17 protein-coding genes are annotated in these 12,404 nt (G+C 46.3%); all 17 read left to right on the plus strand.

Annotation, left to right across the window (positions count from 1 at the left end):
* Positions 1-292: 292 nt before the first annotated feature.
* The 17 genes from IEW26_RS06755 (at position 293) to IEW26_RS06825 (ending at position 12,294) form a co-directional block, all read left to right on the plus strand.
* Positions 293-1,573, plus strand: coding sequence for a WD40/YVTN/BNR-like repeat-containing protein (locus IEW26_RS06755; RefSeq protein ID WP_188591794.1), 1,281 nt, complete (start codon positions 293-295; stop codon positions 1,571-1,573).
* A gap of 205 nt (positions 1,574-1,778) precedes the next feature.
* Positions 1,779-1,988, plus strand: coding sequence for a hypothetical protein (locus IEW26_RS06760; RefSeq protein ID WP_188591795.1), 210 nt, complete (start codon positions 1,779-1,781; stop codon positions 1,986-1,988).
* 674 nt (positions 1,989-2,662) lie between these two features.
* Positions 2,663-3,256: a histidine phosphatase family protein gene (locus tag IEW26_RS06765; RefSeq protein WP_188591796.1), complete on the plus strand. Its 594-nt coding sequence runs from the start codon at positions 2,663-2,665 to the stop codon at positions 3,254-3,256.
* Positions 3,257-3,289: 33 nt separating this feature from the next.
* Positions 3,290-4,075, plus strand: coding sequence for a phosphotransferase family protein (locus IEW26_RS06770; protein ID WP_188591797.1), 786 nt, complete (start codon positions 3,290-3,292; stop codon positions 4,073-4,075).
* A 43-nt stretch (positions 4,076-4,118) separates the two neighbouring features.
* Positions 4,119-4,316, plus strand: coding sequence for an HAD hydrolase family protein (locus IEW26_RS30270; RefSeq protein WP_229729705.1), 198 nt, complete (start codon positions 4,119-4,121; stop codon positions 4,314-4,316).
* Positions 4,313-4,531 (plus strand): HAD hydrolase family protein, encoded by a 219-nt coding sequence (locus tag IEW26_RS30275; RefSeq protein WP_229729706.1) that lies wholly within the window; start codon positions 4,313-4,315, stop codon positions 4,529-4,531. The genes IEW26_RS30270 and IEW26_RS30275 overlap by 4 nt, the downstream gene beginning before the upstream one ends.
* A 12-nt stretch (positions 4,532-4,543) precedes the next feature.
* Positions 4,544-4,723, plus strand: a complete 180-nt coding sequence (locus IEW26_RS30280) for a hypothetical protein (protein WP_229729707.1) — start codon at positions 4,544-4,546, stop codon at positions 4,721-4,723.
* A 30-nt stretch (positions 4,724-4,753) separates the two neighbouring features.
* Positions 4,754-5,077 carry a GNAT family N-acetyltransferase gene (locus tag IEW26_RS30565; protein ID WP_188592368.1) on the plus strand — a complete coding sequence of 108 codons (324 nt, stop codon included), beginning with the start codon at positions 4,754-4,756 and terminating at the stop codon, positions 5,075-5,077.
* Positions 5,078-5,103: 26 nt separating this feature from the next.
* On the plus strand, positions 5,104-6,216 hold the full coding sequence (locus IEW26_RS06785; protein ID WP_229729709.1) for a CHAP domain-containing protein: 1,113 nt from the start codon (positions 5,104-5,106) through the stop codon (positions 6,214-6,216).
* Positions 6,217-6,280: 64 nt separating this feature from the next.
* Entirely contained in the window at positions 6,281-6,838 is a 558-nt protein-coding gene (locus IEW26_RS06790; protein ID WP_188591798.1) for a GNAT family N-acetyltransferase, read from the plus strand.
* A gap of 18 nt (positions 6,839-6,856) precedes the next feature.
* Positions 6,857-7,519, plus strand: coding sequence for a hypothetical protein (locus tag IEW26_RS06795; RefSeq protein ID WP_188591799.1), 663 nt, complete (start codon positions 6,857-6,859; stop codon positions 7,517-7,519).
* Positions 7,520-7,531: 12 nt separating this feature from the next.
* A complete protein-coding gene (locus tag IEW26_RS06800) occupies positions 7,532-7,774 on the plus strand; it encodes a P-loop NTPase family protein (protein ID WP_229729710.1) in 243 nt (80 codons plus the stop codon).
* Positions 7,775-7,808: 34 nt separating this feature from the next.
* Positions 7,809-8,363 carry a GNAT family N-acetyltransferase gene (locus tag IEW26_RS06805; RefSeq protein ID WP_188591800.1) on the plus strand — a complete coding sequence of 185 codons (555 nt, stop codon included), beginning with the start codon at positions 7,809-7,811 and terminating at the stop codon, positions 8,361-8,363.
* Entirely contained in the window at positions 8,360-8,971 is a 612-nt protein-coding gene (locus IEW26_RS06810; protein ID WP_188591801.1) for a cysteine peptidase family C39 domain-containing protein, read from the plus strand. The genes IEW26_RS06805 and IEW26_RS06810 overlap by 4 nt, the downstream gene beginning before the upstream one ends.
* 143 nt (positions 8,972-9,114) lie before the next feature.
* Entirely contained in the window at positions 9,115-9,513 is a 399-nt protein-coding gene (locus tag IEW26_RS06815; RefSeq protein ID WP_188591802.1) for a DUF2500 domain-containing protein, read from the plus strand.
* 124 nt (positions 9,514-9,637) lie between these two features.
* A complete protein-coding gene (locus tag IEW26_RS06820; RefSeq protein WP_188591803.1) occupies positions 9,638-10,387 on the plus strand; it encodes an SDR family NAD(P)-dependent oxidoreductase in 750 nt (249 codons plus the stop codon).
* Positions 10,388-10,593: 206 nt separating this feature from the next.
* Complete coding sequence (locus IEW26_RS06825; protein WP_188591804.1) at positions 10,594-12,294, plus strand: hypothetical protein; 1,701 nt, start codon at positions 10,594-10,596, stop codon at positions 12,292-12,294.
* Positions 12,295-12,404 lie beyond the last annotated feature (110 nt).

Here is a 12,404-nt window from a genome sequence, read left to right on the forward strand (position 1 = left end):
AGTCGGATAAAGCGAGTTTTGTCTATAACTTTTTTCACATCATTTGGCAGCTGGTAAAAACAAATTCGAAGATTCAGTGAAAACAACCGTGTTAGATGAAGATAAGCTAATCACTTCGAGTAGAAGACAAAAATCAGCGAGGTTATACACGAATCGGCAGGTGCTAAGTTGGTGTGAGCCTTTATGTTGAGGTTTGTGGTAGAATAGGAGCAGTGGATTCTGATGAATCGTAAATACAACGCCATCACAGAGGCATGCGCGCCTGTCTGGTGGATAGAGAGGTGGAACCCACTTGCATTGGCAATGGAAAAAAATAGCGCAGACAGCTTTGCTGTCTATAGGAATGATCATTATGCTGGCTGGCTGCACCAAAACGGAACAGCCGCCTGCAGCGGAACCCCCGGATCAGCAGGAAGACGGTGGCAACATCGGGCAGACCCTTACGGTTGTCCCCCCCACCAACAATAATGCTGAAGCGACGGAGATGTCCAAATATCAAATTCAGACTCGTCTGACCGATTTTCAGTTAATTAATGATAACGGCGGCTTGGCCTGGGGTGTTACGCGGAATGCACTCAGGCTGTATTACACTCAGGATCAGGGAAAAACATGGACAAACATATCACCGTCTGAGAATGTGCAATTTCCGGCGAATCCGAAGTACGGTGAAAGTATTTATTTTGTAGATCGGATGCATGGCTGGATTGTTCGAGAGGGTATGGGGGGCACAGATACGATTGTGCTTCGAACGAATAACGGTGGTGTAACCTGGAGTCTTTCTTCCTTGTCCAAGACGGATAAAGTAACAGCCATATCCTTTGTCTCTCCTGAGAAGGGCTGGGTGCTAACCACGGTAGATACCGGGATTGGCAAACAGGATAAAATGCTATACTTTACGCATAATGGAGGCACAACGTGGGAACGAATGACCTCAAGCGACGAGAAGGACAAAACGACCACCGGGGAAATCTCGAGACGCGGTTATACGACCGGTATGACGTTCTCCGATGCCAAGCATGGCTTCTTGAGCGCGATTGAGTTTGGCACACCGAAGCTGTATGTTACGTCAGATGGCGGAGAGCAGTGGAGGACTGTTTCCTCCTTCTTTGATCGAAGTAAATTCAGTGGCTGTGGCAACTTCAATCTTAGCGCACCCCAGTTCTTCGGTCGTGAAGCGAAGTCGGCCTGGATGGCGATGTCCTGTGCTCGCGGGGAAAGCACGACATTCAGTGGTTTCTTCACCGCCGATGGGGGAGCAAGCTGGAAGCTGTACTCTTTCAGCCTGGACAAGCAGACAGGTATTAATCGCAATCTTCCTCCTGTATTTCTAAGTCCAACCGAAGGCTGGGCGATGCAGAAGGGCATCATGTATTACACCGTGGACACGGGAAAAACATGGAAGGCATATCCCGAGAGCAGCGTGCTGAAGAAGATTTTCGAAGACTACCCTGAAATCGTGAAGCTGCAGATGGCCTCGCCCAAGCTGGGCTGGATTCTGGTAGAGAATACAGATGCGAAGCGTTCGCTGCTGCTGCAAACGGTAGATGGGGGAGAGCACTGGAAGGTGCTGTAGCCCTGTGATTGCAGGGCTGCTGGCCTATGGTAAAGTGGTTAAGCAAGCACATGAAACGAAGAATGAGAAGTGAAGGATGGGGAGAATCTCAAAAGAGATTTTCCCTTTATTTTTAATTTATTTTTTCACTACATTGTGAATTAAATCACAAATAAAAAGCGTAGATGATGTTATATTTAACTCAACAAAAGAAGGAGTGATAACAATGAGAACCAACGAACAAACTCAACACACACAGGCGGATGATTTAACAAGATACATGCTGCACTTATGCTACACATGCGACGATGCCAATCGCTGCACAACCGAAGAAGCGGTGAGAGCTTGCATGGCTGCACATGCAGAGACAGATCAGCCGGAGCCGGCAGAAGGTGTAGACGTTACCCGAGGCTATATGGATATGATGTACGCGTAATTAAGAAAATGGACACGAGATCAGAATTACGAACAGCTGGAGCCACCGCACATTGTTTTAGCTCAAGAATAAGCAGCTACAATCACAAAAAACCGCCTAACAAACTGCCGTCAGCCTTCGACCAACGGCAGTTTGTTTATTTGTGTTGTGTTCTTGTATGCGGAATGAATAAGGCAATGAAGGCAAAGTTATAATGGTTCGGAGCTTGGGACGGGTATTTATATGAGAATGAGATAAGGCGGGCAAGGTCGCAAACTGGTGGCAAGCTTGGAGTAATATTGGAGTAATCTCTGAAGTAATATTGGAGCTATCTTGGAGCAATCTCAGCCCCATAATGTGACGTTTCATGCTAGTTAGCGCTAACGATTCCCACAGAGCTTATTTAGCCATTTTAGTGCCATTCAGAAATGTAACGATTCCCAGAAACGCTATTTAGCCGAATTTCGGCTGAAGAAGGAGGAAAAGGGGCTGAAATTCACAAATAACGTCACTACGAATCGTTAGAGTTTCAATGCATCATTTTCAAGCGAAATAAGGCTTCTCAGAATTGTTAGCCAAACATTATTGCAGTGCCCTCTACCTATTCATTGACGAACACTCCGAACCTGTGATAGCTTCAATTTAATTGGAAGATGAAGGAATGCTTGAACGATATTAAGAAATGAGGAATACATATGGCGACATTAGGGCTTATCCGGCATGGTGTAACGGACTGGAATGGGCAATATCGCGCGCAAGGACACACAGATATCCCACTCAACGCAGAAGGACGGAGACAGGCAGAACTGTTGTCCGAGCGAATTCGTTCTGAGCGGTGGCATTATATTTATACAAGCGATTTGTCGAGAGCAATGGAAACGTCGGTGATTATTGGTGAAGTCAATGGAATCGAAATACGTGTGGATGAGCGGCTTAGAGAGATGGACTGCGGACAAATCGAGGGTACAACGGAGCAGGAACGAGTGAATCAATGGGGGTATGGCTGGTCGAAGCTGGATCTGGGCATTGAACCACATGAAGCTGTTGTAAAAAGGGGCAGAGAATGTTTTGCCGATCTGGCTGAACGACATTCGGATCAAAATATTTTGATTGTAAGTCATGGGGCGCTGCTCGGCCTCACATTAAAACGACTTCTCGCTCATATAGACATTCGCGAGAATCTGTCGAACACATCTCTAACGTTACTTCACAGCGGTGAGCCTCGGTGGGATTGCTCATTGTATAATTGTACCAAACATCTCACCGGTTCTCCTTCCAGCTTCATATAAGAAGGTTATTATAGAAGGAGGTTTCTTGTTACGATGCAGCTGACAGATATTCCATCCGAAATGCGGGAGCTTATCGGGAACGTCAAGCAGATTACTATACCGCGTCAGGGACATACATCTTCTGTGACCATTCTTCATACATCGAGTCATAGTTATGTTATCAAAAAAACAGAGCACGAATTGTATAACGAATGGCTGGCCGATGAGTATAAAGCATTGAAACATCTTGAAGAAACGGCATTGCCTGTTTCGACAGCGCATTCATTTTTTGCAGATCAGAACGCCAGATGGCTGTTAATGGATTATATGGAAGGTGTTACATTAAGGCGATTTCTGATCGATAATTCGGACCAAAAGCAAAGAGATAAAGCAATAGCCAGCTTTGGTCGCTGTCTGAAACAGCTGCATGAATGTTCATGTCCAATGGATTGGCAGCATAAGCATACAGAGCACACCTGGCTTGATACAATGATATCGAAAGCAGAGTATAATCTAGCGAATTTTGCAGTAGATGGAAATGCGGGATTACTCACATATTTGAAAGAGAATAGACCCGGTTGGGTCGAGCCGACTTTAATTCATGGTGATTTTACGACGGATAATGTGCTTGTACGTGACGGGCAGATTACAGGTGTGATTGACTGGGCCGGAGCGGCCTATGGTGATCCGCGGTATGATGTTGCTTTGGCTATTCGGCCTAAAGCAAGTGCATTTGAGGAAGAGCGGGACAAAGATGTGTTTTATGATGCCTATGGTAAACGCAGATTAACCGATGAAGAATATCGCTACTTTGAGCAAGGAATCTATAATTTTTTTTAGAATAATTTTTAGAAATGTACAGAAGTATGATAGGAGAACGCCTATGGAATTCCCAATGATTGTTGTTGATCTGGATGGAACACTTTTGAAGGCTAACAAAGAGGTGTCTGAACGAAGCATAAAGGCGATTCTGGATTGTGCCAGCTGCGGGAGCAGATTTATATTTGCAACTGCGCGTCCACCAAGGGCGGTGAAAGCTTTTTTACCAGAAGAGTTGCTCAGGCTGGGTTTAACAAATTGATTACAGATGATGGACAGCTAACGCAGATTTCATCCCTTCTTGCTTCCAAGGAACATGCTGTTTCGGTGATATGTGATGCTATGGGGGTTCTGTTACAACATGTGATGGTGTTTGGGGATGATGCCAATGATATAGGGCTTTTTGATCGGTGTGGCTGGCCTGTGGCTATGGGAAATGCAATTGATACTGTACCTGTAATATCGGTAAAGGAGTAGGAGGTGCAGGAGTTGAGATATTTCGTAAGATCAGCCGTTGCAGAAGACATTTCGAAACTTTGTGCTGTTCGCAATAATGAACAATTATTGAGGTCGTACTTGAAACTGCAGGATAATAACGAAGTTATACTAGCTATTGCAGAATCAGAGGATGAGGATCGTGTCATTTTGGGTTTTGGAGTGCTCAAATAGCAGGGCAAGCAGGTCCCAAAGTTAAGTGATCTGTATGTAAAGGAAAAGTATCGAGGTCAGGGTGCTGGTTCAGCGTTAATCCGTTACAGGGAAGCGTTAGCAATACAACTGGGGTTCAGCGAAATATTTGTGAGTGTTGACCCCGTCGAGAATCCCAAAATGATCAAGCTTGTCTCGGCGCACGGCTACCATGCGATCTCAGAGTCGTATACCAAGCAGGCCATATATTACAATGAAGATGGTACAAGTTACGAGAAAACATACATACGAATCGATTTGAAAAAGCAACTGCTTCTGACCGAAAGTCGTGATAGGCTAGAGCAAGGTATAGCGATTGTAGAAGAGCTGTTCTGAGATTGACCTCGACGGGAGGAAGGTTTATGAGACTGGACATGAATCAATTCATAGGGACCAAACATCCAAGGCTGAACGCAGTGTACCGTGCAGTTCGTGAAATGTCTAACGAAGGATTTTCAGGCCAGGATGAAATATGGCGGCAGCTGGTAGATGTCTCTGGTTTCGCTTCCTTGCTAGCCGCCCGGAGAGGAGGGGATCATGAGCTTGCTGCGGTCACAGGACTGCTTCACGGTTATTACCTGTATCGAACAGGAATAAAGCACTTTCCGGGGCCAAACAGCGCAGATGCCGCAAGACAACTGCTTCGAGGAGTACAGTTATGGAGTGATGATGAATTGTTCACTATACTGCAGGCTATTTTCTATCAGGGGGTTTACAGGCAGGCTCAGGGACCGTATGAAAAAATGTTGAATGATGCTGTTTTGATGCAAAACGTATTTTCTCCTGTAACAAATAGATCAGAACAGTACATAACCCACATTGAACAAGGAAGATTGGATCAAGTCTTACAAGAGCTTGGAATGACAAATGAGATAAAGATCGAGAATGTTGGAATGAGCACAGAAACGGGGACGGGGGCAGTACAACATCATCAAGAACGAAGACGCCTGGAACTTGCAGATTACGCAGAAAGGTTAGCGAAACAAGGAATCATAGGAATCTCAGAGGATGAACACTTCAGGAAAATCTGCCGATATTGGCCGGATTCTAATATCTACACCGTACTCAAAGCTAATTGGTGTGCAGCTTTTGTGTACCACTGCTGTATGCAGGTTTGTATTCAATTGCCCATTCGATATCCGAATCAGTCGTATCGTTTGGCTGGAGTGGGGGCATGGCTGGACTGGTCTAGATTACCTGAGACAGGATTTTTTCATGAAGATCGACAAGATGGCTTTGAGCCGGAGCGCGGTGACCTGGTCGTATATGAAAAGCTTCTGACCGATGATTCACATGATCATATTGGCATTGTTTTGTCTTGTGAAGGCGAAGTTCTGATTGTTGCAGAAGGAAACGTTGATAACCTGAACTACTCTGGCATTGTGACCAGATCGAGAGCGCATTGTATTCTCGGGTATATTCGCATCAGCGATGATTACCAATATGATTTTCAAGGAGAGTATCATCCGATCTAACATTTGAAAATATCATAACCGCACTGTAACCCATATTGAGGAGCCAGGGATAGGAGAGATGAGCATGTTTAAACACAATCTAGATGATACAGGTACTGCATATCTTTCTTTATTTGCATCAAGTGACGCAGCTGCGTTATATCAATTAATAGATCGAAACAGGGAGCACCTTGGAGCCTGGCTCAGAATTCCCGAAATGACTTTAACGAAAGAGGATTCAAGAGGTTTTATTGAACGAACACGCCTTCGCTATGCGCGAGAGGAGGGGTATTGGTTAGGAATCTGGCTGCGCGGCGAGTTAGCCGGTTCGATTGGATATTGTGACATTGATTATATGAACAGAAAGGCAGAGATTGGTTACTGGCTGGGCAAGGAATATGAGGGAAACGGGCTAATTACGGCAGCGGTCAATGTTTTTATTCAACATGCCTTTGAGGGGCTTTCCTTAAACAAAGTCGAGATAGGTGCTGCTGCAGATAATTGGAGGAGTCGGGCAATACCTGAGAAGCTGGGCTTTCAACAGGAGGGTGAGCTGAGAGATTATGAGTTTTTAAACGGGAGGTTCCATCATAGAGTAATGTATGGTTTACGGCGTGAGGAATGGACGGAATCCATAAAATAACGAAGGTTGGGGGCCCATATGATCGATTGGCTGTGTCGCATCTTTTTGCATTATGCTCCAGAAATCAAGTTTTCCACCGAGGAGATACAAGCGTATGAGCAATTAGCTTTAAATGTAACGGATGAAGGGTTGATTGAATATGACCTGCCTTATGCTAAATTTCGATATTTGACTTATGTTTCTTTAAAAGGACTTTATGTATTTCACGGGTCAAATCACACCGGTATACGTATCTTTGAACCGAGAAAACAGACTTTATACAACGGCCAATGGACCAAGGCTGTTTTTGCTGCTTCTGATCCACACTGGCCGATGTTCTATGCTATTTTCAACCGCAGCAGACTGAAGGGGAACTTTCGTAACGGATGTATTCGTGGACAGAAGCAAAACTATCATTTCTATTCCCTGAATCAATCTACGATATCAAATGATCCATGGACAGAAGGAATGGTTTATTTCCTGCCACGACAATCATTCACTGCACCAAAACCAAGGGGGATCTCTTTTGATGAATGGCTCTGCCATGAGCCTGTTGCTCCTATCGCCAAGCTAAAGGTTTGCCCAGAGGACTGTTATTATTTTAACAAAATTGCAGTACATAATGACGGAGAGTCTTTGATAAAAACCTGGCTCTTATATAAAGCAAGAACAAGAACAACACCAACAGAAGGAGAACACTAGGAGGAAATTCAGATGAGTAAACAGCCTTTATTTGTAATCACCGGAGCAAGTGGTACGGGAAAAACAACGGTGTCATCGCATGTTCGCAAGCTGTTGCCTGAATTTGACGTATTTGATATGGATATCATCGACAACGTGGATTGGCAGATCGCCAAAGAGAACTGGCTGCGTGTGGCGTACAGCATATCGCTGAGTGGAAGAGGGACCGTTCTGTGTGGAACGATGGTGCCTGAAAATATTGCTTCCCCGGCTTGATCCGATGAACTTTGATGATGAATGGAGGTTGTGAATGTTACCTTTTCAAGTTAATGATGCGATTCAGTTAAAGCTAATAAAACCTCAAGATCGTGATGAGCTGTACTCCTTATTTGATCTGAACAGAGTGTTTCTGAGAGAATGGCTGCTATGGGTGGATAAACGACAATCTCCTGACGATCTGGATGCTGTAATTGAAGTATGGACACGTAATTACGAGGAGAACAATGGTTTCGATGCAGGCGTGTGGTTCAATCAGGAATTGGTTGGCATGATAGGTCTGCATTACATAGATTGGAGAAACAAAGCAACGAGCATCGGATATTTCCTGTCGGAATCCTCTCAAGGCAGGGGCATCGTCACAACAGCCATCGAAAAATTGATTACATATTTGTTTAATGACCTGAAGTTGAACAGAGTTATTATTCAATGTGCAGAGAACAATATCAGAAGCAGAGCGATTCCTGAGAAGCTCGGATTCGTCAACGAAGGCACTTCCAGACAGGCTCAGTGGCTGTATGATCATTATGAGAACATTGTGACGTACAGTTTATTGTCGAGTGAATGGCAGGAGTGTGTGTCTAAATGATATCCAATATTGTGCCATGGCTGGTCATCATCTGGTTCATTTTTCGATATTACAGTCTTCCGAAGAAAGACCGCATGTACAGTACAATCGTGCCAGCATCCTATTTGATTTCTTCACCGAACAGAACGGAGATACAAAAGAACGTTGAATGCGCTGCTTTTTCCAGTGCGTTTGTGCTGAGACATTTCGGCATGGAGTCGGAAGGGGATCAGCTGTATCCGACGTATCCTCGCAAGTTACTGGATGGGACCGTGTATCCGAAAGCGATTACTGTTTTTTTCAAAAGGTTAGGGTATTCGTGTACATATTTGCACGGTAATATCAACACGTTAAGACAGCACATCAGCCGCGGCGTTCCGGTCATTCTGTTTATACGAGTGCATGCGGACCGGCGTTCTCTGCACTTTGTGCCTGTTGTCGGATACGATGAAACACATTTCTATCTGGCAGAGTCACTTGATTTCAAGCGTAACTGCGAGGAGCCGCTGTATAACCGCAAGATTAGCGTCAGTGAACTGGAATCGCTGTGGAAACCATGGCTGCCTTTCAGCCGCCGCTCTTATATCGTGATTGAACCAAAGCTGAATTCCTTGGATAAATCGGCATAATCATTCCATAGTAGAGCCAAAGCTCCATACTTACCCTGCAAATATTTCATCAGGTTAACAAGTTCTGTGTTCGTCCGCATATACATTATTGAAGACGGGTCAAGACTCCGGCTGTCCGAAGTGTATGAACGGAGGGGAGAGACATGGGCATTGAATCATCCTGGATGTTTGATTTGTTTGGAACCGTCTTTCCGGTGGCATTTGTCCTGATTCTGGCGATTGTGCTGTTATCGATGGGCAAAGAAGTATGGAGGTGGGGACGCAACAATGCGGAACCGCTGCTGACCGTACACTCCCGCATTACCAGCAGACGGGTGAAGATGAGCCAGTCGCCGTCCGATGCTGCCAGCACGACTCCAGCGCGAACGCTGTACTATGTCACGTTTGAAGTGGAGAGCGGAGATCGTCTGGAATTCAAAGTGAACGGTGAAGAGTACGGCATGTGCGCAGAAGGAGATGAAGGGCGGCTGTCCTTCAAAGGAACCCGGTATATCGGATTTGAGCGGACGAATCGCCTGTATACCGAACGTTTGCGAGGTTAAACATGAAGCAGCTTACGCCCGAGTGGCGTGAGCTTTTTTTGGCGAACTGCAGGACAAGCGTTTCTTAATGCAGAAGCATGTTTGTATATTAGTATATAGAGAATGCAATAGAGGAGGATTTATGATGTCATTTACAGATCAGGTTGTTGTTGTCACGGGAGCTGCGCAGGGGATCGGGAGAAGTGTGGCAGAAGCCTACGCGCTTGCCGGGGCCAAAGTGGTACTGGCGGATGTTCAGGAAGCGGAGGGGGCAGCCGCAGCGGCTTCCATTCGCCATGAGGGCGGTGAAGCGATCTTTGTGCATTGCGATGTTCGCAAGGAGCAGGATATTCAGCAGCTGTTTGAGACCGCAATGAAGGAATTCAAGCAGATTGATGTACTCGTGAACAACGCGGGTGTCTCCAGATGGAAGTCTCCCTATGAGCTCACGGTGGATGAATGGGACGATGTGCTTAATATCAATGTCAGGAGCTGCTTTCTGGCAAGTCGGGAGGCGGCCCGGTATATGAAAAAAAATAAACATGGTGGGGCTATCGTCAATATGGCCTCTACTCGTGCAATGATGTCGGAGCCGGATAGCGAAGCATATGCCGCATCTAAAGGGGCAATTACTGCATTAACCCATGCGATGGCAGTCTCACTCGGGAAAGATCAAATTCGGGTCAATTGTATCAGTCCCGGCTGGATCGAGACCGGTGATGTGTCCAAGCTTACAGATGCGGACCATGCACAGCATCCATCTGGCCGGGTGGGCGTGCCTTCGGATATATCAAGGGCTTGTTTGTATTTGTCCGATCCGGCTAATACCTTTGTCACTGGGACTAATCTCGTAATTGACGGGGGCATGACTCGAAAAATGATATATGAGGACTAGAACCGGGACTCTCCCCCGTAATGGTCTACTCCAGGTTCCTCCGAAATGAAATAAGCCCAAGTTAAGCACTTGGGCTTATTTGTTTTTGATAAGTCGGTTGCTATAATGAATGTGATTTTACAACAGAACAGGAATGGAGGGAGTGTATGTTCGGGAAAACATCCCGGAAAGTATTTTGGCTGTTATTACTGATCGGAGGAATGATAATGATCGGGATCAAGGCACCTGCAGAGGCGGATGATGTAGATATACGGGCTGCCTGGGTATGGCAGGCACAGTCTGTGAAGAATGCAGGAGATGAACTTCTAGCCAATGCGGCTAAACATAAGATTAATCGGTTATATGTGAATGTGGACATGAATATATCGAAAGAGGTATATCAAACGTTTATCGCCAAAGCGGGTCGTGAAGGCATTGCTATTGAGGCACTTGGCGGTGATCCCTCCTGGGGTGTGGAGGGACGTGAGGGTCCTATGCTTCGCCTGGCTTCATGGGTTCATGACTATAATCAGGCCGTGGAGCCGGGAGAACGCTTTGATGCGCTGCATCTGGATGTGAAGCCCTACGTGCTGCCAGCCTGGAAGGAAGACGCAAAACCTCTGGTGCAATCCTGGATCAGCAACATGAAGCGGGTGCTGGAGCAAGCGAAGCAGGATGGTGGAATTGCTGTGCATGTCGATCTGCCTTTCTGGCTGGATTCCTACACGGTGAAGGGCAGTCGAACTGCTGAAGATGCAGATAACGAAGCACTGTCACACTGGTTTATTCAGAATGTAGATCAAGTCACTTTACTCGCTTACCGTGATAATGCACAAGGGAGCAACGGAATTATTCGTCTGATTGAGCAGGAGATGGAATGGGCGGACGCCAGCGGCACTCTTGTTACGGTAGGTGTAAATACCAAACCGATGCCTGGTGAAGAGTTTACGAGCTTTGCGGGTAAAGGCTCATCCCAACTCGAAGGGGCTTTGCAGGAGGTCGCTACGGCCTTCCGTGAGCATCAATCCTACGCCGGCTCAGCTGTTCATGATCTGACCTATTGGGGAGAACTGGAACCGGAGGAGCAGCCATTACCCGAGAAGCCTATAAATCCGCCTGTGAGTGCGCCCGAGATTCGCGGCACCTACATCTGGGAAGCCTCACAAGTCACGGATGATGGCGGAGATCATATTCTGGCGTTTGCCAAGCAGCAGAGGATCAATTGGTTATATGTGCGGCTTGATCTGGATCAGCCATACTCCAGTTATCGCAGTTTTGTGAAAAGAGCGAAAGCACAGGGCATAGAAGTTCATGCTATGGGGGGCCACCCGATCTGGGGCAAAAAGGAAAATCGTCCACGGATCAAACGGTTGATTGATTATGTGAAAAACTACAATGCAGAAGTCGAACCGGACGAGCGGTTCGTAGGTATACATCTGGATATCGAGCCGTACACGCTGCCTGAATGGGCGGAGAATCGGGATACATTGCTGACCGAATGGGCGTCGAACATTGCTTATTTCCAGGAAGAAACGAAGAAGGACAGCAGCCTGGAAACCAGTGCGGATCTCGCGGTATGGCTGGATACCTTCCCGCTCCCGGGTAACGATGTAACGGTGACCGAATTTATGATTGATACACTTGATCATGTATCTCTGATGGCTTTCCGCAACACGGCAGAAGGATCGAACGGGATCGCTGCGGTTGTAAGCCAGGAGATGGAGATTGCTGATCGTCTGGGGAAATCACTGCTCGTTTCCGTTGAAATGAAGCAGAATCATGAGGGTGAGCATATCTCGTTTTACGATCACGGGGCCAAGGAAATGGAAAATCAGCTGGACAAGCTGCCGGAGCTCCTGTCTGGATATAAGGCGTACAAAGGCAATCTGGTACATGCCTATGATTATTGGGTTGATGCAAAGCCTTAACAAGCACTGAAGCGGTTAATAAGCGCTTTAGATCAAGAAAGGAAAATGCCCTGGAACTTCACACTTGAGTGAGGTTCCGGGTTTTTTTATGGAAAAAAGCTGGAATTGTG

The organism is Paenibacillus silvae (genome assembly GCF_014639235.1).
GTDB classification, from domain to species: domain Bacteria; phylum Bacillota; class Bacilli; order Paenibacillales; family Paenibacillaceae; genus Paenibacillus; species Paenibacillus silvae.

Coding starts and splice junctions, on each gene's coding strand:
- IEW26_RS06760 (WP_188591795.1), top strand. CDS start 1,779: ATGAGAACCAACGAACAAACTCAACACACACAGGCGGATGATTTAACA.
- IEW26_RS06765 (WP_188591796.1), top strand. CDS start 2,663: ATGGCGACATTAGGGCTTATCCGGCATGGTGTAACGGACTGGAATGGG.
- IEW26_RS06770 (WP_188591797.1), top strand. CDS start 3,290: ATGCAGCTGACAGATATTCCATCCGAAATGCGGGAGCTTATCGGGAAC.
- IEW26_RS30270 (WP_229729705.1), top strand. CDS start 4,119: ATGGAATTCCCAATGATTGTTGTTGATCTGGATGGAACACTTTTGAAG.
- IEW26_RS06785 (WP_229729709.1), top strand. CDS start 5,104: ATGAGACTGGACATGAATCAATTCATAGGGACCAAACATCCAAGGCTG.
- IEW26_RS06790 (WP_188591798.1), top strand. CDS start 6,281: ATGTTTAAACACAATCTAGATGATACAGGTACTGCATATCTTTCTTTA.
- IEW26_RS06795 (WP_188591799.1), top strand. CDS start 6,857: ATGATCGATTGGCTGTGTCGCATCTTTTTGCATTATGCTCCAGAAATC.
- IEW26_RS06800 (WP_229729710.1), top strand. CDS start 7,532: ATGAGTAAACAGCCTTTATTTGTAATCACCGGAGCAAGTGGTACGGGA.
- IEW26_RS06805 (WP_188591800.1), top strand. CDS start 7,809: ATGTTACCTTTTCAAGTTAATGATGCGATTCAGTTAAAGCTAATAAAA.
- IEW26_RS06810 (WP_188591801.1), top strand. CDS start 8,360: ATGATATCCAATATTGTGCCATGGCTGGTCATCATCTGGTTCATTTTT.
- IEW26_RS06815 (WP_188591802.1), top strand. CDS start 9,115: ATGGGCATTGAATCATCCTGGATGTTTGATTTGTTTGGAACCGTCTTT.
- IEW26_RS06820 (WP_188591803.1), top strand. CDS start 9,638: ATGTCATTTACAGATCAGGTTGTTGTTGTCACGGGAGCTGCGCAGGGG.
- IEW26_RS06825 (WP_188591804.1), top strand. CDS start 10,594: ATGATCGGGATCAAGGCACCTGCAGAGGCGGATGATGTAGATATACGG.